The organism is Actinomadura sp. KC216, assembly GCF_004348535.1.
GTDB lineage: Bacteria > Actinomycetota > Actinomycetes > Streptosporangiales > Streptosporangiaceae > Spirillospora.
In genome coordinates this window covers 17,603-36,946 of record NZ_SMJX01000056.1, presented here as the reverse complement: position 1 = coordinate 36,946, position 19,344 = coordinate 17,603, and the positions used below count along the sequence as shown (strand labels likewise).

Below are 19,344 nucleotides of genomic sequence, written 5' to 3'. Positions count from 1 at the left end.
GCCCGCGATCTCGCCGCGCATCTGGTCGTCCGCGAGCGGCGTCCCGACGCCGCCCCGGGAATACCGCTGCCGCCGCTGTCCTTCTACTCCGAGCGCGTACGGCGCCGGACGGCACGGGCCGTTCCGTTCGACCGTCTGGTAGAACGGATTCGGCTCGGACCGCCGAAGTTCTCCCCGTACGCGCTTCCTCGCGTGGACAAAATCGCCAACGCCGTCGAGTTCTTTGTTCACCATGAGGACATCCGGCGCGCCCGTCCCGACTGGGAGCCTCGGGCCATCTCCCCGGAACTCGAGGAACTGCTCTGGCGACGGATAAAAATTGCCCGCTTTGTCCTAAGAAAAGTTCATGTTCGGGTAACGCTCGTCCAGCCCGACGGGCGGAGCGTCCGCGTGTCCGGACGGGGTCGCGGGGCCGTCCGCGTCCACGGCCCGGTCGGCGAACTCGTCCTGTGGGCACTGGGCCGCCGGGACGTCGCGAACGTCCGTCTCACCGGGGCGACGGACGCTGTCAAGACCCTGACCGAGACCGGTTGGAGTCTTTAACGGCCAGGTAACGGCATGGTTCGCGGAGAGGAGAATCGCAAGCCTTGCGGCTCCTCCGCTTTACGCGGAACCGGTGATACGGTGGTGCGGTCGGTTGCAGTCGTGGTTCTCGATCGTTCAGACGCCCGTGGACTGATGGCAGCGGGCGTTTTGGCTTTTCCGGGACCGTACCGGGGGCGAGAGCGTTCCGCAGCGACCGCACGGGCCCGCGAGGTGTGGGCCCAGGTTTTGCCGCAAGGAGAAAGACATGCCCCAGCAGGGCACCGTGAAGTGGTTCAACGCCGAGAAGGGCTTCGGTTTCATCGCCGTGGACGGCGGCGGGCCGGACGTCTTCGTGCACTACTCGGCTATCCAGACCTCCGGGTACCGCACGCTGGACGAGAACCAGCGCGTCCAGTTCGAGGTGACGCAGGGTAACCGGGGTCCGCAGGCCGACCAGGTCGTCCCCCTGTAAAGCCCGTAGTCGTACGTCAGGGCCCGTCATCTCTCCAGGGGAAGGCGGGTCCTTTCGCGTGGGCGGGGGCACGCGCGGGTCGCTGCAGGCGACCGCGCGGCCCTGCCATAAACTCTGCGCATGCCTGCTCGACCGTCCAACCTGGACCCTAAGATCGCCGACCGGCTGAAGCGCGACCCCAACGGGCTCGTGCCGGCCATCGCCCAGCAGTACGACACCGGCGAGGTGCTCATGCTCGGCTGGATGGACGACGAGGCGCTGCATCGCACCCTCACCACCGGCCGCTGCACCTACTGGTCGCGCAGCCGCCAGGAGTACTGGGTGAAGGGCGAGAGCTCCGGGCACCAGCAGTGGGTCAAGTCGGTCGCGCTCGACTGCGACGCCGACGCGATCCTCGTGAAGGTCGACCAGGTCGGCGCGGCCTGCCACACCGGCGACCGCACCTGCTGGGACGCCGACGTCCTGGACGCCGTCGTCGGCGAACGCCCGGCGACGTGACGGGGCCGGGCCGATGACCCCGGGGCGCGAGCGCGGCATGACGGCGCTGCTGTGCGCGGCCGGGGCCGGTCTCACCCTGCTCGCCGCCGGACGCACCTGGGCCACCGTCACGGCCGAGGACGCCATCACCCCGTTCGGCCAGAGCCTGACCGGCGGCGACCTCGGCGGCGCACCGGGCGCGCTCGGCTGGGCCGCCCTCGCGGGGCTCGCCGCCCTCTTCGCCACCCGCGGCCGTGTGCGCGCGGGCGTCGGCGTCCTCATCGCGCTGTTCGGCGCCGGCATCGCCTACGCCTCGACGGCCGCCGTCCAGCGCTCCAACGTGCTGTCGGCCGCGGGCGACAAGAGCGCCCTGATCAAGCTGGGCGCCGACCCCGCCCTGCAGGTGAACCTGTGGTGGGTCGTCTCCGTCGCCGGCGGCGTGCTCCTCGTCGCCGCCGGGCTCGTCACGGCGGTGCGCGGTGCGCGCTGGCCCGGCATGTCCGCCCGCTACGAGCGCGCGGCCCCGCGGACCCCGGCCGCCGCCGACGACGACCCGTCCGCCATGTGGAAGTCCCTCGACCGCGGCGAGGACCCCACCGCCCAGAAGAACGGGCGGCCGTGACCACCGACGGCGGCGGGCTCGTCCTGGTCGTCGAGCACGACCCGGCCGTGGCCGAGCTGCAGCGCCGCTACCTCGCCCGCGAGGGCTTCGACGTCGAGATCGAGGCCGATCCCGGCCGCGCCCCCGCCGCCGCCGAGCGCGGGCGCCCGGACGTCGTCGTCCTCGACCTGTCCGTCGCCGCGCTGCCCGCCGACCTCTACCGGCGCGTCGCCGAGGCCGCCCGCCCCGCGCCCGTCATCGCCGTGACCGGCCCGCTGGACCCGGCCCTCGCCCGTGCCGTCGGCGAGCACCACGTCGACCGGCCCTTCAGCCCCCGCGTGCTGGTCGGCGCGGTCGCCGACGCGCTGCGCGGCGCCGCCCCCGCCGAGCCGCCGGGACCCCTGCGCGCCGGCGCCATCGCCCTCGACCCCGAGGGCCGCGCCGCCGTCATCGGCGACCGCCGGGTCGCCCTCACCGTCACCGAGTTCGACCTCCTCGAATTCCTCATGGCCAATCCCGGCCGCGTGTTCACCCGCGAGCAGCTCCTCGACGCGGCCTGGGGCCCGGGCGCCGGCGCCGGGAGCCGCACGGTCGACGTCCACGTCGCGCAGCTCCGCGCCAAGCTCGGCGAAGGCAACCCGATCAGAACCGTCCGAGGCGTCGGCTACGTTCTGGACAGGTGAAGAGTCCCGTGGAGGCTCCTAGGGTGGACGACGTGACTCGCGTGGGTTCGGACTCGGTCCGGCGGACGTTGCTGCCGCAGGGGCTCGTGCTGGGCGGGGTCGTCGCCGGGGCGCTGCTGGTGGCGTTCCGGGATCCGAACGAGGCCGGGCACTATCCGAGCTGCCCGTTCCTGGCCTTGACCGGGTACTACTGCCCGGGCTGCGGGCTGATGCGGCTCGTCCACGCGCTCACGCACGGGGACGTCGCGACGGCGTTCGGCTTCAACCCGCTGGTCTTCGTCCTGCTGCCGGTGTTCGGGTACCTGTTCGTCCGGTGGACGGCGCTGGCCGCGCGGGGGATGCCGATGCGCTCCGCACTGTTCAGACCGGTCGTGGTGTACTCGTTCGTCGGCGTTCTCGCCGTGTACTGGGTCGTCCGCAACCTACCGTTCGCGGCGGCGCTGGCGCCCTGACGGGCGGCGCCCGCCGGAAGGGTCCCCGGATGCCGAGAGCGTTCCAGCGGGCGGCTACGATCGGTGCACGGAACGACCTGAAATAGGGGGCCTGCGACCTTGAGCGTTTTGGACGAGATCATTGAGGGCGTCCGGGCCGATCTCGCCGAAAGGCAGCGTGAGGTTCCGCTCGACGTCCTGAAGGAGCGGGCGGCGGCCGCCCCCGCCCCGAAGGACGCGCTCGCCGCGCTGCGCGCGCCCGGCGTCACGGTGATCGCGGAGGTCAAGCGCAGCAGCCCGTCCAAGGGCGCGCTCGCCGCGATCGCCGACCCCGCCGCCCTCGCCCGCGACTACGAGTCCGGCGGCGCGAAGGTGATCAGCGTGCTGACCGAGCGGCGCCGGTTCGGCGGCAGCCTGGAGGACCTCGCCGCGGTCCGCGCGAACGTGGGCGTCTGCGTCCTGCGCAAGGACTTCATCGTCACGTCCTACCAGCTGTGGGAGGCGCGGGCGCACGGCGCCGACATGGCGCTGCTCATCGTCGCCGCCCTGGAGCAGGACGCGCTGGTGTCGCTGGTCGAGCGGGCCGAGTCGATCGGGCTGGTCCCGCTGGTCGAGGCGCACACCGAGGAGGAGGCCGCCCGCGCCGTCGACGCGGGCGCCAAGGTCATCGGCGTGAACGCGCGCGACCTGAAGACGCTGCAGGTCGACCGGGGCGTGTTCGCCCGGGTCGCGCCGCGGATCCCCAAGGACATCGTGAAGATCGCCGAGTCGGGCGTGCGGGGCCCGCACGACCTGCTCGCCTACGCCTCCAGCGGCGCCGACGCGGTGCTCGTCGGGGAGAGCCTGGTGATCGGCAAGGACCCGCGCACCGCCGTCGCCGACCTCGTCGCCGCGGGGGCTCATCCTGCGCTGCGGCAGAGTGGCTGAGTCACTGGATAAGGTTGAGGGCATGCAGGTCGAACCGCTCCGGGAGCGATGGCAGGGCTTCACTCCGACCCGGTGACAAGCCCCTTCTCCACGACAGGACGCGTTTTCCCATGACCATCGACACCGCGCGCGGTGCCGTGCCCGATGCCACGGGCCATTTCGGATCGTTCGGCGGCCGGTTCGCGCCGGAGGCGCTGATGGCGGCGCTCGACGAGCTGACCCGCGAGTTCGAGACCGCCAAGCAGGACCCGGCCTTCACCACCGAGCTGGACGACCTCCTCGCGAACTACGCGGGCCGTCCCAGCCTGCTGACCGAGGCGAAGCGCTTCTCCGAGCGCGCGGGCGCCCGCGTGCTCCTCAAGCGCGAGGACCTCAACCACACCGGCTCCCACAAGATCAACAATGTGCTCGGGCAGGCGCTGCTGACCCGCCGGATGGGCAAGACCCGCGTGATCGCCGAGACGGGCGCGGGCCAGCACGGCGTCGCGACCGCCACGGCGGCGGCGCTGCTCGGCCTGGACTGCACCGTCTACATGGGCGAGGTCGACACCGAGCGGCAGGCCCTCAACGTCGCGCGGATGCGGATGCTCGGCGCCGAGGTCGTCCCGGTGACGACCGGCAGCCGCACCCTCAAGGACGCCTGCAACGAGGCGTTCCGCGACTGGGTCGCCAGCGTCGAGAACACCCACTACTGCATCGGCTCCGTGATGGGCCCGCACCCGTTCCCGATGATGGTCCGCGACTTCCAGCGGATCATCGGGGTCGAGGCGCGGCGGCAGTGCCTGGAGCTGACCGGCGCGCTGCCGGACGCCGTCGTCGCGTGCGTCGGCGGCGGGTCCAACGCGATCGGCGCGTTCCACGCCTTCGTCCCGGACGAGTCCGTCCGGCTGTTCGGCTTCGAGGCGGGCGGCGACGGCGTCCCCACCGGCAGGCACGCCGCGACGCTGGTCGGCGGCTCCCTCGGCGTCATCCACGGCATGCGCACCTACCTGCTGCAGGACGAGGACGGCCAGACCCAGAAGACCCACTCGATCTCCGCCGGGCTCGACTATCCCGGCGTCGGCCCCGAGCACGCGTGGCTGCGCGACTCCGGCCGCGCCGAGTACCGGGAGATCACCGACGCGGAGGCGATGGACGCGTTCTCGCTGCTCTGCCGGACCGAAGGCATCATCCCGGCCATCGAGTCCGCGCACGCGTTGGCCGGTGCGCTGAAGGTCGGTGCTGAGCTGGGCCCGGACGCGACGATCGTCGTGTGCCTGTCGGGACGCGGCGACAAGGACATGCACACGGCCGCCGGCTTCTTCGGCCTCATCTCCGAAGGGGAAGGCGAATGAGCGCCCAGACCGCCTACGACAAGGCCAAGGCCGAGGGGCGCGCCGCGCTCGTCGGCTACCTGCCCGCCGGGTTCCCCACCGTGGACGGCTCCATCGACGCCCTGAAGACCATGGTCGACGCGGGCTGCGACGTCATCGAGATCGGGCTGCCCTACACCGACCCGATGATGGACGGCCCCACCATCCAGGACGCCGTCCACCAGGCGCTCGTCGGCGGCGTCCGCGTCGCCGACGTGTTCCGGACGGTCGAGGCCGTCGCCGCCACCGGCGTCCCCACCCTCGTCATGACGTACTGGAACCCCGTCGACCACTACGGCGTCGACCGGTTCGCCCGCGATCTCGCCTCCGCCGGGGGTGCGGGCCTCATCACGCCCGACCTCACGCCCGAGGAGGGCGGCGCGTGGCTGGAGGCGTCCGACGCGCACGGCGGCCCGCAGGGCCTCGACCGGGTGTTCCTCGTCGCGCTCAGCTCCACCGACGAGCGCATCGAGAAGATCACCGGGGTGTCCCGCGGGTTCGTGTACGCGGCGTCGCTGATGGGCGTCACCGGCGCCCGCACCGCCGTCGACACCGGCGCCCCGCGCCTGGTGGAGCGGACCCGCGCCGTGATCGACAAGGCCGGGACCGGGCTGCCGGTCGGGCTCGGGCTCGGCGTCGGGACCGGCGCGCAGGCCGCGGAGGTCGCCCGGTTCGCCGACGGGGTGATCGTCGGGTCGGCGTTCGTCCGCCGCCTGCTGGACGCGCCCGACCTCGCGTCCGGGCTGGCCGGCGTCCGCGCGCTCACCGGGGAGCTGGCCGAGGGCGTCCGCGCCCCCCGCTGACCGTCCACCGCCCGCTGACCGTCCACCGCCCGCTGACCGTCCACCGCCCGCTGACCGTCCACCGCCCGCTGACCGTCCACCGCCCGCCGGGCGCCGCGCCGTCCGGCGGGCGCCCGGCGGGCGTGTTGTGCGGGTCTGCCGAGCGGGCGGCGGGCGGGCCGCGATCGTGCGGACGCCGCCTCCGTGTCGTGCTTGTGCTGCCGCCGCTCTCCCGTAAGGTGTGTTCGCCGGGTGAGACGGTCCTGGAAGGATCACGATGACGCAAGAGATGACGGCGAAGGACGAGGCCGGCACGGCCGCGCCGCCGTTGCCGCCCGCATGGTTCCTGGTCACGGCCTGGATCCTCACGATCGCCGGGTTCGGGATCTCCGTCTACCTGGCGATCACGCACTACGACGAAGGCGCGCTGGTGTGCTCGGCGTCCAAGACCGTCGACTGCCACGCGGTGACCACCAGCGACTACTCGACGCTGGCAGGGATCCCGATGCCGCTGCTCGGCCTGGCGTTCTTCGTCTCGTTCGCCGCGCTGATCACCCCGTGGGCGCTGCGGTCGACCTGGCCGCCGCTGCGCTGGGGACGGGTGGCGAGCGTGTCGGTCGGCGTCCTCTTCGTCGTTTACCTCGTCACCGTGGAATTGGCAATCTTGCACAAAATTTGCCTGTGGTGCACCGGGGTGCACGTCGTGACCGTCCTGCTCTTCCTTCTCGTTCTCATCGACGAATTCCGGCGGATCGGTCAAGTCGACTAGTCTCGCCGTGACCGCGCCGCACGGTGCCGGCGCGGCCCATACGCAATAGGAGAAACCCCATGAGCAAGGCCGCACGGGAGCGGTCCGCGCGCGAGCGCCTGGCCGCCGAGCGAAAGCGGCAGGAGTCGCGTTCCAAGCAGCGGCGGCTGCTCGCGATCGTCCTCGGCTCGGTGGTCGCGGTGGCGGTCATCGTGGTCGGGACCGTCCTGATCGTCGACCAGCAGCGCAAGAGCGGGCGGGCCGAGGCGCACAAGGGCGCGCTCGCCCCGCTCAGCCGCCAGGCGGACGGCTCCATCGTCATGGCCAAGGCCGGGGTGACCAAGCCGGAGCTGGAGATCTTCGAGGACTTCCAGTGCCCGATCTGCAAGCAGTTCGAGGAGTCCACCGGCAAGACCGTCCAGCAGCTCGCGCTGGAGGGCAAGGTCAAGGTCGTCTACCGGCCGTTCCACCTCTTCGGCCAGCAGAAGGACCCGATCAGGATCAACTCGCTGCGCTCGGCGGCGGCGGCGCTCTGCGTCCCGGCCGACAAGTGGGTCTCCTACCAGGAGACGCTCTACCGGTTCCAGCCCGCCGAGGGCGACGAGGGCTTCGCGCCCGACGACCTCGTCAAGTGGGGCAAGGACATCGGCGTCACCGACGCGAACTTCGAGAAGTGCGTGCGAGACGAGCAGAAGAAGCCCCAGGTCGACGCGATGACCAAGTACGCCCTGCAGACCCGCGGCGTCGACGGCACCCCGACGGTGTTCCTCAACGGCCAGAAGATGGACACGAACCAGGCCATGAACCCGGGCGCCCTGCGCGCGGCCATCGACTCGGCCCGCGCCGCCGGCTAGTGACGCACCGCCCGCACCGCCCCTGGCGCCGACGCGCCTGAGCGCCGCGCCGCCCCTCCCCGTCTCACGGTGGGGGGACGGCGCGGCGCCGCGCTTTTCACCGCCCGGTGACGCCCCGCCCCGCTACGCTCGTGTAAGCGAGCAATCACGCACAGTGGCGATCGGGGGATCGATGAGCGAGCAGGGGAGCGGGACCGCGGCACGCCGGCGGCTCGGGGACGAACGGGGGCGGGCCGCGGCCCGGGAGCGGCGGCAGCGGCTGCTGGTGGTCGTCCTCGGCGGCGTCGTCGCGGCGGCCGTCGTGATCGCGGTGGTGGTCGTGGCCGTCTCGCGCGACAGCGGCGGCGAGACCCTCACCGACTCCTACAAGGGGCCGCTGGCACCGGCGGCCCGGGAGCCGTTCGGCGCCGTCGCGATGGCGCAGCCGGGCGTCACCGCGCCCGTCGTCGACGTGTACGAGGACTTCCAGTGCCCCGCGTGCAAGGCGATGGAGGAGCGGATCGGCGGGACGCTCAAGCAGCTCGCCGCCGAGGGCCGCGCCAAGGTCGTCTACCGCCCGTTCCAGCTCTTCCAGCAGGAGCCGCTGATGTCGAACTCGCGGCGGGCCGCGAACGCCGCCGCCTGCGTCCCGTCCGGCATCTGGATGCGGTACCACGACAAGCTCTTCGCCGAGCAGCCCGTCGAGGGCGACCGGGGCTTCGGCAACGCGCGCCTGATCGACTGGGGCGCCGAGCTCGGCGCCACCGATCCCGGGTTCGCCGCCTGCGTCAACGGCTCCCAGAAGATCGACGAGGTGGAGAAGGCGAGCGCGCAGGCCGGGCGGGCCGGTGTCGACTCCACCCCGTACCTGGCGCTGAACGGGCGGAAGGTCGAGCCCGACGTCCTCGGTTCCCCGGACGAGCTGAAGAAGGCCGTCGCCAAGGCGGCCGGGGCCCCGGCCCCGGCTCCCGGCGGCGCCACCCGCCCGGGCGGGACGGCGCTCGGCGGCGACCCGGCGGCGTAGCGGAACCGGCACGCTCCGCCGCCGGAGCGGCACGCTCCGCCGCGTCTCCGGCGCGATCCGCGCCGGAGACGGCGCTCCGCCCGCGAGACGGCGCGACCGGCGCTCCGGAGGCGGTAACGTACGCGGGCATGGAGCCGCTGGCTTATATTCCGAGTCCCTCGCAGGGTGTCTGGAACCTCGGGCCCGTCCCGGTCCGCGCCTACGCCGTCATGATCATTCTCGGCATCGTCGTCTGCGTCTGGCTGGGCGAACGGCGCTGGGCCGCGAAGGGCGGCACCCCCGGCGTGATCGTCGACGTGGCCGTGTGGGCGGTGCCGTTCGGCCTGGTCGGCGCGCGGGTCTACCACGTCCTCACCGACTACCAGCGCTACTTCGGCGACAACGCCGACCCGCTCCGCGCGCTGGAGATATGGAAGGGCGGCCTCGGCATCTGGGGCGCGATCGGGTTCGGCGCGGTCGGCGCGCTCATCGCCTGCCGGCGGCGCGGGATCTCCATACTCGCGCTAGCCGACGCCGTGGCACCGGGCATCGTCCTCGCGCAGGGCATCGGCCGCTGGGGCAACTACTGGAACCAGGAGCTGTACGGCCGCCCGCTCGACACCTTCTGGGCCATCGAGATCGACAAGAACCGGCTGCCCGGGTACGAGGACGTCGCCACCTACCACCCGACGTTCCTGTACGAGTTCCTGTGGTGCGTCGGCGTCGCGATCCTGGTCATCTGGGCGGACCGCCGCTACAACCTCACGCACGGCCGCGCGTTCGCGCTCTACGTCGCCGGCTACACCCTGGGACGCGCCTGGATCGAGGCGCTGCGCATCGACGAGGCCCACGAGGTCCTCGGCCTGCGGTTCAACAACTGGGTGTCGATCATCCTGTTCCTCGGCGCGGTCGCCTACATGTACCAGGCCCGCAACCGCACCGGCCCGGAGAACGTCGGCGCCCCCGCCGAGGAGACCGCGTCCGGCGCCGCCGCCACGGCCGCCGCCGGGACGGAGCCGGACGACGGCTCCGCGCCGAAGGACGAGGCGGACGCCGACGCCGACGCGCCGACGGAGGTCGAGCCGAAGGCCGAAGAGACCGCCGAGGCACCGGAGCCCGATTCCGGCGACGAGCCCGAGACCGTCGCGGAGGCCGACGCGGAGGCGGAGACAGGACCGGAGGACGCCGCCGACACCAAGGTCGACACCACCAAGGCCGACACCAACGCCGACGCCGACGATGCGGACACCGGGGCCACCAAGGCCGATGGTGACGCCGGCTCGGAGCGGGCAGAGGAAGACGCAGCGGAAGAGGCAGAGGAACCCGAAGGGGAGCCCGTCAAGGACGGGAAGTAGGAACCTGGGAGGGCGCCCGGTGCGCGGGAGATGAGCGGCGGGAAGCCCGGTGTGCGCCCGGAGCGCCACCACCAGCACCGCGACGTCACCGGCGGCTGGCTGCGGCCCGCCGTGTTCGGCGCGATGGACGGCCTGGTCTCCAACTTCGCCCTGATCGCGGGCGTCGCGGGAGGCCAGGCGTCCCGGCAGGTCGTGCTGCTCGCGGGCCTCGCCGGGCTGGCGGCGGGCGCGTTCTCCATGGCGGTGGGGGAGTACATCTCGGTCGCGTCCCAGTCGGAGCTGGCCGAGGCGGAGATCGAGGTGGAGCGCCGCGAGCTCGCCCGCCATCCCGGGGCCGAGGAGCGGGAGCTGGCCGAGGTGTTCGAGGCGCGCGGCGTCGACCCGGACACCGCCGCCGAGGTCGCGCGGCAGCTGTCCCGCGACCCGGACGAGGCCCTCCAGGTGCACACCAAGGAGGAGCTCGGGGTGACGCCCGGCGAGCTGCCGTCGCCGACGCTGGCGGCGGTCTCGTCGTTCCTGTCGTTCGCGGTCGGGGCGCTGCTGCCGGTGCTGCCGTACCTGCTGGGCGCGTCCTCGCTGTGGCCGGCGGCGGGCGTCGCCGCGCTCGGGCTGTTCGGCGCGGGCGCGCTGGTGTCGCGGGTGACGGCCCGGGCCTGGTGGTTCGGCGGGACGCGGCAGCTGCTGTTCGGCGCCGCCGCCGCGGCGATCACCTACGGCGTCGGCGCGCTGATCGGAACGGGCTGACCCGAACGGTCCGTCCCGCGGGGCCTGCCCGCCCACCACGGAATATGGATGAAACGCCCTTTTGGCCACGCGAGAGGTGCCGGGGCCGCTAAGCTCCCGGACGTGATCGAGGCTCGTGACGCAGGCTCCCGCAAGACCCCGGGGAGGGGCCGCGGGCGCGACTTCTGGCCGGACGACGACAAGCCCGGCCGGCGGCTCCCCAGTCCGAAGCTGCTGTTCGGCGTGGCCGCCGCGCTGGTCGCCGTGATCGTCGCGGTCGTGGCCGTCCTGGTCCTGACCGGCGGCGGCGCGGCGGAGAAGGCCGCCCCCAAGCAGGTCCTCCCGACCGCGTACACGCCGGACTACAACGGCGAGGGCTTCCGCCAGATCGCCGAGCGGTCCGCCGACGGCCGCGCGATCACCGAGGGCGAGGCGTTCTCCGCCAAGAACCTGAAGTCCGCGGGCTACTCCTTCACGCTCGCCGCGTCCGACCTGAGCTCGGACTGCAAGGCCGCGACCTGGGGCGCCCGCCTGCAGGGCGACCTCGCCAAGTTCGGCTGCAACCAGATCGCCCGCGCCGTGTACGTGAGCGCCGACAAGAAACACGTCGGCCACTTCATCGTGATCAACCTGTCGGGCGTCGAGGGCGTCAAGCAGATCCTGCGCGACCTCGACCCGCGGACGAACGCGGGCTGGCCGACCCTGCTGACGGCGCCCGGCGTGCCCGCGACCGGCGGCGGGTTCAGCGCCGCCTACGCCAAGACCTACGGCCACTACGCGGTGCTGACGCTGGTGGAGCGGGCCGGAGGCGCGCAGCCCGCCTCGCTCAACGAGATGATCGATGTGAGCCTGGTCATCGAGAACGCCGCCGACTTCCTGTACGGGCGGCTCGACCTGGCCTCCACCGGGGCCCCGCGGCAGTGATCCGGCCGCGCGCGGGCGTGTCACCGGCCGCCGGGCAGTAGTCTGCGCGGTCGTGGACCCGATGAACCGTGGAATCCGATGAGCACCGCCGCGGCGGACCCCGGAGGGCACCGGTGAACCGCCAGGGCCGCGGGCGGTCCGCCCCGCGCAGGACGGCCCCGGGCCGGGCCGGCGCGCCCCGCCCGCGCCCCCCGGCACGCCGTCCGCAGCGTCCGGACCGTCCGGCTCCGCCGCAGCCGCGCGCGCCGTTCGAGGACGAGGCGCCCGGGTACCGGGACGCGTCCGGGCACGTCCCGCCCCCGCGCCCCGGCGACCGCCGCGACGCCGCGCCGAAGCGGAAGGCGCGCGGCGGCGGGTCGAAGAAGGCACGCGCCGGCGGGCCGGTCCGGCGTGACGGCGTGCCCGAGGCCCGCAAGGGGAGTCCGGGCGGGTTCGGGCCGAAGATGTACTTCGGCGCGGCCGCCCTCCTCGGCCTGATCGTCCTGCTCGGGACGGGGGCCGTGGTCGCCCTGAGCGGCGGGGAGGACGCCCCGAGCCGCGACACGACGAGCGTGCGGATCGGGAAGCCCGCCGGGAACGGCCTCTCGCCGGTGTCCTACTCGAACTCGCCGTCGACGTCGGCGTACGCGGGCATCGCCTCCCGGAGCGCGGACGCCAAACCGCTGACGATCGAGGAGGCGTTCCCGCCCTCGGCCACGACGCTGACCATCCCCGACGACGCCGACGTCAAGATGAAGCTGCGCGCCAAGCGCCTGGACGCCGACTGCGCCGCCGCCGTGTGGGGCGCGACCGTCGGCGACGTCCTGGGCAAGGGCGGCTGCACGCAGGCGGCACGCGGGATCTACTCCGACACCGGGAGCGGCTACGCGCTCGCCGTCGCCGTGTTCAACCTGGCCGGGACGGCGGACGCGGACCGGTTCGTCGCGACGCTGGAGAAGACGCTCGGCGGCGGGTTCGTCCGGCCGCTGGAGGCGCCCGCCCCGCTGGACGGGTTCGGGCACGGGTTCGGGATGGCGCGCGGCCTCGCCATGGGCCACTTCGCCGTGGTCACGTGGGCGCAGCGCCTGGACGGCAAGGGCGACGAGAAGGACGAGACCCTGCTGTCCCTGCTGATCGAGGGCGGCAAGGCCCCGGCGGTGCTCGGCCGCGCCGCCCGCGCGTCCAACTGACGCCGTAAACCCGGTGCGCCGGTGACGATGCTCACCGAGGTCAGCGCCGTGCGCCCAGGGCACGAAACGGTAAACTGGTCTAAACCACTGTGAGATGACGCACGGCCGATCGGGGTCCGGAAGTTTCGCGATCTGGTGCCTTCGGGCATGATCCCGGCAGTGATGTAATGTCATCCCACCGCAGCAGGGCCAACGTCGTCCCGAGCCTGCACTGACACAGAAGCAGTGACAAGACGACGACGGAGGGTTTCATGGCTGCTGCTGCCCTCACACCCGCCGGCCGCGAGCCCGGCACCGGACCCGCACCGACGGGACGGCCCCCCGCCCAGGGACTGTACGACCCCGCGAACGAGCACGACGCCTGCGGCGTCGGCATGGTCGCCGACCTGCACGGCCGCACGAGCCACGAGATCGTGCAGAAGGCGCTGACCGTCCTGAAGAACCTCGACCACCGCGGGGCGGTGGGCGCCGAGCCGGACGACGGCGACGGCGTCGGCATCCTCGTCCAGCTCCCGCACGCGTTCTTCCGCGAGGTCTGCGACTTCCCGCTCCCCGAGCCCGGCGCGTACGCCGCCGGCATCGCGTTCCTCCCGCAGGACGGCGACGAGCGCGCCGCCGTGACCGCCCACGTCGAGACGCTGTGCGCCGAGGAGGGCCTGACGGTCCTCGGGTGGCGCGAGCTCCCGCACGACCCCGACTTCACCGGCCCGGCCGCCCGCCGCGTCATGCCCCGGTTCGCCCAGCTGTTCGTGGCGCCCGCCGCCGGCGGCCCGCACGAGGGCAGGACCGCTCTGGAGCTCGACCGCGCCGTGTTCTGCATGCGCGAGCGCGCCGAGCAGGACGTCAACGTCTACTTCCCCAGCCTGTCCAGCCGGACGATCGTCTACAAGGGCATGCTGACGACGCCGCAGCTGGAGCCGTTCTTCCCCGACCTGTCGGACCGCCGCTTCACCAGCGCGATCGCACTGGTCCACTCCCGGTTCTCGACCAACACGTTCCCGGCCTGGGAGCTGGCCCACCCGTACCGGTTCATCGCGCACAACGGCGAGATCAACACGGTGAAGGGCAACCGGAACTGGATGCGGGCCCGCGAGGCGCTGCTGAAGTCCGACCTGCTGCCCGGCGACCTGTCCCGGATCTTCCCGGTGATCGACATCGAGGCGAGCGACACCGCGTCGTTCGACGAGTGCCTGGAGCTGCTGCACCTCGGCGGCCGGTCGCTGCCGCACGCGGTGCTGATGATGATCCCGGAGGCGTGGGAGAACCACACCGAGATGGACGCGGAGCGCCGCGCCTTCTACGAGTTCCACTCCACGCTGATGGAGGCGTGGGACGGCCCCGCCAGCGTCAGCTTCACCGACGGCACCGTCGTCGGCGCCGTCCTGGACCGCAACGGGCTGCGTCCCGGCCGGTACTGGGTGACCCGCGACGGGCTGGTCGTGCTGGCCAGCGAGGCGGGCGTGCTCGACATCCCCGCCGCCGACGTCGTCCGGAAGGGGCGGCTGCAGCCCGGCAAGATCTTCCTCGTGGACACCGCCGCCGGGCGGATCGTCGAGGACGACGAGGTCAAGGCCGAGCTGGCCGCCGAGCACCCGTACGGGCAGTGGCTGCACGAGGGCCTCGTCCGGTTCGAGGAGCTGCCGCAGCGCGAGCGGGAGATCCCGACGCACGACACGCTCGTCAAGCGGCAGCAGACGTTCGGGTACACGCTCGAAGAGCAGCGGATCATCCTGACGCCGATGGCGCGGACCGGCGCCGAGCCGATCGGCTCCATGGGCACCGACACCCCGATCGCCGTGCTGTCGGAGCGCCCGCGGCTGCTGTTCGACTACTTCAAGCAGCTGTTCGCGCAGGTCACGAACCCGCCGCTGGACGCGATCCGCGAGGAGCTCGTCACCTCGCTGCAGTCCACGCTCGGCCCGGAGGGCAACCTCCTGGAGCCGGGCCCGGACTCGTGCCGGCGTCTCGTCCTGCCCACCCCGATCCTGGACAACGACGAGCTCTCCAAGATCATCCACATCGACGACGAGGGGTCGCTGCCGCACCTGCACGCCCACGTCGTGCACGGCCTGTACGACGTCGCCGGCGGGGGAGCGGCGCTGGAGGCCCGCCTGGAGGAGATCAACTCCGAGGTCAGCCGGGCCATCGACGCCGGCGCCCGCATCATCGTGCTGTCGGACCGCGGCGCCGACTCCGCCCGCGCCGCGATCCCGTCGCTGCTGCTGACCGGCGCCGTGCACCACCATCTGATCAGGGAGAAGACCCGCACCCGCGTCGGCCTGGTGATCGAGACGGGCGAGGCCCGCGAGTGCCACCACATGGCGCTGCTGATCGGGTACGGCGCGTCCGCGATCAACCCGTACCTGGCGATCGAGACCGTCGAGGACCTCGTCCGCGGCGGCGCCATCGAGGGACTGGACGCCGGGAAGGCCGTCCGGAACCTGGTGAAGGCGTACGGCAAGGGCGTCCTGAAGATCATGTCGAAGATGGGCGTGTCGACGGTCGCGTCCTACACCGGCGCGCAGATCTTCGAGGCGATCGGCCTCGGCGAGGACGTCGTGTCGCGCTGCTTCACCGGCACCACGTCCCGGCTCGGCGGCGTCGGGTTCGACGTGCTGGCCCGCGAGGCCGCCGAGCGGCACGCCCGCGCCTACCCGCCGGGCGGCAACGACCTCGCGCACCGCACGCTCGACGTCGGCGGCGAGTACCAGTGGCGCCGCGAGGGCGAGCCGCACCTGTTCAACCCGGACACGGTGTTCAAGCTCCAGCACGCCACCCGCACCCGCCGCTACGAGATCTTCAAGGAGTACACCTCCAAGGTCGACTCGCAGGCGGAGAAGCTGATGACGCTCCGCGGCCTGTTCCGGCTGAAGGAGGGCGAGCGCGAGCCCGTCCCGCTGGACGAGGTCGAGCCCGTATCGGAGATCGTGAAGCGGTTCTCCACCGGCGCGATGTCGTACGGGTCGATCTCCGCGGAGGCGCACGAGACCCTCGCGATCGCGATGAACCGCCTCGGCGGCAAGTCCAACACCGGCGAGGGCGGCGAGGACCCGTCCCGCTTCACCCCCGACGAGAACGGCGACCTGCGCCGCAGCGCGATCAAGCAGGTCGCGTCGGGCCGGTTCGGGGTCACCTCCGAGTACCTGACCAACTCCGACGACATCCAGATCAAGATGGCGCAGGGCGCCAAGCCCGGCGAGGGCGGCCAGCTGCCCGGCCACAAGGTGTACCCGTGGATCGCCAAGACCCGGCACTCCACGCCCGGCGTCGGCCTCATCTCGCCGCCGCCGCACCACGACATCTACTCCATCGAGGACCTCGCGCAGCTCATCCACGACCTGAAGAACGCCAACCCGTCGGCGCGCGTGCACGTCAAGCTCGTCGCGGAGGTCGGGGTCGGGACGGTCGCGGCCGGGGTGTCCAAGGCGCACGCCGACGTCGTGCTGATCTCCGGGCATGACGGCGGCACCGGCGCGTCGCCGCTGACGTCGCTGAAGCACGCGGGCGCGCCGTGGGAGCTGGGCCTCGCCGAGACGCAGCAGACGCTGCTGCTGAACGGGCTCCGCGACCGGATCGTCGTGCAGACCGACGGGCAGATGAAGACCGGCCGGGACGTCGTCATCGCCGCGCTGCTCGGCGCCGAGGAGTACGGCTTCGCGACCGCGCCGCTGGTCGTGTCGGGCTGCATCATGATGCGGGTCTGCCACCTCGACACCTGCCCGGTCGGCGTCGCGACGCAGAACCCCGTCCTGCGGCAGCGGTTCGCGGGCAAGCCGGAGTTCGTCGTCAACTTCTTCGAGTTCGTCGCCGAGGAGGTCCGCGAGTACCTGGCGGCGCTCGGGTTCCGGTCGCTGGACGAGGCCGTCGGGCACGTCGAGATGATCGACACCCGCGAGGCGGTCGAGCACTGGAAGGCGTCCGGCCTGGACCTCGCCCCGATCCTGCACACGCCGGAACTCCCGGACGGCGCCGCGCTGCACCGCACCACCGTCCAGGACCACGGCCTGGAGAAGGCCCTCGACAACACGCTGATGCAGCTGTCGGAGGGCGCGATCGCGTACGGCGACAAGGTGACGCTGGAGCTGCCGATCCGCAACGTCAACCGGACGGTCGGCACCATGCTCGGCCACGAGATCACGAGACGGCACGGCGGGGCGGGCCTGCCCGACGACACGATCGACGTCGTCTTCACCGGCTCGGCGGGCAACTCGTTCGGCGCGTTCGTGCCGCGCGGGATCACGCTGCGGCTGGTCGGCGACGCCAACGACTACGTCGGCAAGGGCCTGTCCGGGGGGCGGCTGACGCTGCGCCCCGCCGCCGACGCCGGGTTCGCGGCCGAGGAGCAGATCATCGGCGGCAACGTCATCCTGTACGGCGCGACGTCCGGCGAGCTGTTCGCGCGCGGGATCGTCGGCGAGCGGTTCTGCGTCCGCAACTCCGGCGCCACCGCCGTCGTGGAGGGCGTCGGCGACCACGCCTGCGAGTACATGACCGGCGGCCGCGCCGTCATCCTCGGCCGGACGGGACGCAACCTCGCGGCCGGCATGTCCGGCGGCATCGCCTACGTCCTGGACCTCGTGCCCGAGCGGGTCAACACCGAGATGGTCGACCTGGAACCGCTCGACTCCGCCGACGTGGAGTTCCTCCACGCGCTCGTCGAGCGGCACCTGGACGAGACCGGCTCCGCCGTCGCCCGCGGCCTCCTGGACGACTGGGACGCCGCCACCGCCCGCTTCACCAAGATCATGCCGCGTGACTACCGGCGCGTCCTGGACGCCATGGCCCAGGCCGAGGCCGAGGGACGCGACGTGGACGAGGCCGTCATGGCCGCCGCGCAGAGCTGAGAGAGGGGGACTCCTTCAATGGCCGACCCGAAGGGTTTTCTGACCGTCCGGCGGGAGCTCCCGAAGCGCCGCCCGGTCGACGTGCGGATCCGCAGCTGGTCCGAGGTCTACGAGGACTTCGGCCGCGACCGCCTCGAGAAGCAGGCGAGCCGCTGCATGGACTGCGGCGTCCCGTTCTGCCACCAGGGCTGCCCGCTCGGCAACCTCATCCCCGAGTGGAACGACCTCGTCTACCGCAAGGACTGGCACGAGGCGGTCGAGCGGCTCCACGCCACCAACAACTTCCCGGAGTTCACCGGGAGGCTGTGCCCCGCCCCGTGCGAGAGCGCCTGCGTCCTCGGCATCAACCAGGACCCGGTGACGATCAAGCGGGTCGAGGTCGAGATCATCGACCGGGCGTTCGCGGAGGGCTGGGTGCGCCCGCAGCCGCCCACCGTGAAGACCGGCAAGACGGTCGCGGTCGTCGGCTCGGGGCCCGCGGGCCTCGCCGCCGCGCAGCAGCTCACCCGCGCCGGGCACGACGTCACCGTGTACGAGCGCGCCGACCGCGTCGGCGGCCTGCTCCGCTACGGCATCCCCGAGTTCAAGATGGAGAAGCGGCACCTCGACCGGCGCCTCGACCAAATGCGCGCCGAGGGCACCGTCTTCAAGACCTCGGTGAACGTGGGCGTCGACGTCACCGCCGACGACCTGCGCGCCGGGCACGACGCCGTCGTCCTCGCGGGCGGCGCCACCGCCTGGCGCGACCTGCCCGTCCCCGGACGCGAACTGAACGGCGTCTACCAGGCGATGGAGTACCTGCCGCCGTCCAACCGGGCGCAGGAGGGCGACTACGACGAGTCGCCGATCTCCGCGAAGGGCAAGCACGTCGTGGTCATCGGCGGCGGCGACACCGGCGCGGACTGCGTCGGCACCGCGATCCGGCAGGGCGCCGCGTCGGTCACCCAGCTGGAGATCATGCCGCGGCCGCCGGAGTCGCGCCCGGACGCGCAGCCGTGGCCGACGTACCCGATGCTGTTCAAGATGGAGAGCGCCCACGAGGAGCTCGCCGACCTGGGCGGCGACCGCGTCTACGCCGTGTCCACCACCGAGTTCGTCGGCGACGGGGACGGCAACGTCCGCGCGTTGAGGCTCGTGGAGGTCGGCGGCCCGGACACCCGGTTCAAGCCGGTCGAGGGCACCGAGCGGGAGATCCCCGCCGAGCTCGTCACCCTCGCCATGGGCTTCCTCGGCCCGCAGCGCGAGGGCCTCCTCGACCAGCTCGGCGTGGACCTCGACCAGCGCGGCAACGTGGTCCGCGACGGCGACTACAAGACGTCGGTGGACGGCGTGTTCGCCGCCGGGGACATGGGCCGCGGCCAGTCCCTCATCGTGTGGGCCATCGCGGAGGGCCGCGCCGCCGCCCGCGGCGTCGACGCCTACCTCACCGGCCGCACGTCGCTGCCGTACCCGATCCCGCCGACCGCCCGCCCGATCGCCTGACCGCCTGATCGAA

At 72.7% G+C, this 19,344-nt stretch carries 18 protein-coding genes; all 18 read left to right on the top strand.

Annotated elements, in window-relative coordinates; translation table 11 throughout:
* A partial coding sequence (locus E1264_RS12715) for a TIGR03085 family metal-binding protein (RefSeq protein ID WP_132172925.1) occupies positions 1-543 on the top strand: 543 nt, incomplete at its 5' end.
* Between the two features lie 247 nt (positions 544-790).
* Positions 791-997 (top strand): cold-shock protein, encoded by a 207-nt coding sequence (locus E1264_RS12710; RefSeq protein WP_026405868.1) that lies wholly within the window; start codon positions 791-793, stop codon positions 995-997.
* Between the two features lie 120 nt (positions 998-1,117).
* The gene (gene hisI / locus E1264_RS12705) at positions 1,118-1,495 is read left to right on the top strand and encodes a phosphoribosyl-AMP cyclohydrolase (protein ID WP_132172922.1); all 378 of its coding nucleotides are present in this window, start codon (positions 1,118-1,120) and stop codon (positions 1,493-1,495) included.
* Between the two features lie 13 nt (positions 1,496-1,508).
* Positions 1,509-2,096: a Trp biosynthesis-associated membrane protein gene (locus tag E1264_RS12700; RefSeq protein ID WP_132172920.1), complete on the top strand. Its 588-nt coding sequence runs from the start codon at positions 1,509-1,511 to the stop codon at positions 2,094-2,096.
* Positions 2,093-2,758, top strand: a complete 666-nt coding sequence (locus E1264_RS12695) for a response regulator transcription factor (RefSeq protein ID WP_132172918.1) — start codon at positions 2,093-2,095, stop codon at positions 2,756-2,758. Before E1264_RS12700 ends, E1264_RS12695 begins: the two co-directional genes overlap by 4 nt.
* Positions 2,759-2,781: 23 nt before the next feature.
* On the top strand, positions 2,782-3,210 hold the full coding sequence (locus E1264_RS12690; protein ID WP_132172916.1) for a DUF2752 domain-containing protein: 429 nt from the start codon (positions 2,782-2,784) through the stop codon (positions 3,208-3,210).
* 99 nt (positions 3,211-3,309) lie between these two features.
* The gene (trpC, locus tag E1264_RS12685) at positions 3,310-4,116 is read left to right on the top strand and encodes an indole-3-glycerol phosphate synthase TrpC (protein WP_132172914.1); all 807 of its coding nucleotides are present in this window, start codon (positions 3,310-3,312) and stop codon (positions 4,114-4,116) included.
* 110 nt (positions 4,117-4,226) lie between these two features.
* Entirely contained in the window at positions 4,227-5,450 is a 1,224-nt protein-coding gene (trpB, locus tag E1264_RS12680) for a tryptophan synthase subunit beta (RefSeq protein WP_132172912.1), read from the top strand.
* Positions 5,447-6,271, top strand: coding sequence for a tryptophan synthase subunit alpha (gene trpA / locus E1264_RS12675; protein WP_132172910.1), 825 nt, complete (start codon positions 5,447-5,449; stop codon positions 6,269-6,271). The genes trpB and trpA overlap by 4 nt, the downstream gene beginning before the upstream one ends.
* Before the next feature lie 256 nt (positions 6,272-6,527).
* Positions 6,528-7,019, top strand: coding sequence for a vitamin K epoxide reductase family protein (locus E1264_RS12670; RefSeq protein WP_132172908.1), 492 nt, complete (start codon positions 6,528-6,530; stop codon positions 7,017-7,019).
* A gap of 59 nt (positions 7,020-7,078) precedes the next feature.
* The gene (locus tag E1264_RS12665) at positions 7,079-7,852 is read left to right on the top strand and encodes a thioredoxin domain-containing protein (RefSeq protein ID WP_132172906.1); all 774 of its coding nucleotides are present in this window, start codon (positions 7,079-7,081) and stop codon (positions 7,850-7,852) included.
* Positions 7,853-8,024: 172 nt separating this feature from the next.
* Positions 8,025-8,855 carry a thioredoxin domain-containing protein gene (locus tag E1264_RS12660; protein ID WP_132172904.1) on the top strand — a complete coding sequence of 277 codons (831 nt, stop codon included), beginning with the start codon at positions 8,025-8,027 and terminating at the stop codon, positions 8,853-8,855.
* 128 nt (positions 8,856-8,983) lie between these two features.
* A complete protein-coding gene (gene lgt, locus E1264_RS12655; RefSeq protein WP_132172902.1) occupies positions 8,984-10,189 on the top strand; it encodes a prolipoprotein diacylglyceryl transferase in 1,206 nt (401 codons plus the stop codon).
* Between the two features lie 30 nt (positions 10,190-10,219).
* Positions 10,220-10,933 carry a VIT1/CCC1 transporter family protein gene (locus tag E1264_RS12650; RefSeq protein ID WP_132172900.1) on the top strand — a complete coding sequence of 238 codons (714 nt, stop codon included), beginning with the start codon at positions 10,220-10,222 and terminating at the stop codon, positions 10,931-10,933.
* Between the two features lie 102 nt (positions 10,934-11,035).
* On the top strand, positions 11,036-11,836 hold the full coding sequence (locus E1264_RS12645; protein ID WP_132172898.1) for a hypothetical protein: 801 nt from the start codon (positions 11,036-11,038) through the stop codon (positions 11,834-11,836).
* 113 nt (positions 11,837-11,949) lie between these two features.
* Positions 11,950-13,005, top strand: coding sequence for a hypothetical protein (locus E1264_RS12640; RefSeq protein WP_132172896.1), 1,056 nt, complete (start codon positions 11,950-11,952; stop codon positions 13,003-13,005).
* 251 nt (positions 13,006-13,256) lie between these two features.
* Positions 13,257-17,849 carry a glutamate synthase large subunit gene (gltB, locus tag E1264_RS12635; RefSeq protein WP_132172894.1) on the top strand — a complete coding sequence of 1,531 codons (4,593 nt, stop codon included), beginning with the start codon at positions 13,257-13,259 and terminating at the stop codon, positions 17,847-17,849.
* 18 nt (positions 17,850-17,867) lie between these two features.
* Positions 17,868-19,331, top strand: coding sequence for a glutamate synthase subunit beta (locus E1264_RS12630; RefSeq protein ID WP_132172892.1), 1,464 nt, complete (start codon positions 17,868-17,870; stop codon positions 19,329-19,331).
* The last annotated feature ends 13 nt before the right edge of the window (positions 19,332-19,344 follow it).

What these genes read in the sequence shown, in the direction of transcription:
- E1264_RS12710 (WP_026405868.1), top strand. Translation starts at nt 791, where the DNA reads ATGCCCCAGCAGGGCACCGTGAAGTGGTTCAACGCCGAGAAGGGCTTC.
- hisI (WP_132172922.1), top strand. Translation starts at nt 1,118, where the DNA reads ATGCCTGCTCGACCGTCCAACCTGGACCCTAAGATCGCCGACCGGCTG.
- E1264_RS12700 (WP_132172920.1), top strand. Translation starts at nt 1,509, where the DNA reads ATGACCCCGGGGCGCGAGCGCGGCATGACGGCGCTGCTGTGCGCGGCC.
- trpB (WP_132172912.1), top strand. Translation starts at nt 4,227, where the DNA reads ATGACCATCGACACCGCGCGCGGTGCCGTGCCCGATGCCACGGGCCAT.
- trpA (WP_132172910.1), top strand. Translation starts at nt 5,447, where the DNA reads ATGAGCGCCCAGACCGCCTACGACAAGGCCAAGGCCGAGGGGCGCGCC.
- E1264_RS12670 (WP_132172908.1), top strand. Translation starts at nt 6,528, where the DNA reads ATGACGCAAGAGATGACGGCGAAGGACGAGGCCGGCACGGCCGCGCCG.
- E1264_RS12665 (WP_132172906.1), top strand. Translation starts at nt 7,079, where the DNA reads ATGAGCAAGGCCGCACGGGAGCGGTCCGCGCGCGAGCGCCTGGCCGCC.
- E1264_RS12660 (WP_132172904.1), top strand. Translation starts at nt 8,025, where the DNA reads ATGAGCGAGCAGGGGAGCGGGACCGCGGCACGCCGGCGGCTCGGGGAC.
- lgt (WP_132172902.1), top strand. Translation starts at nt 8,984, where the DNA reads ATGGAGCCGCTGGCTTATATTCCGAGTCCCTCGCAGGGTGTCTGGAAC.
- E1264_RS12650 (WP_132172900.1), top strand. Translation starts at nt 10,220, where the DNA reads ATGAGCGGCGGGAAGCCCGGTGTGCGCCCGGAGCGCCACCACCAGCAC.
- gltB (WP_132172894.1), top strand. Translation starts at nt 13,257, where the DNA reads ATGGCTGCTGCTGCCCTCACACCCGCCGGCCGCGAGCCCGGCACCGGA.
- E1264_RS12630 (WP_132172892.1), top strand. Translation starts at nt 17,868, where the DNA reads ATGGCCGACCCGAAGGGTTTTCTGACCGTCCGGCGGGAGCTCCCGAAG.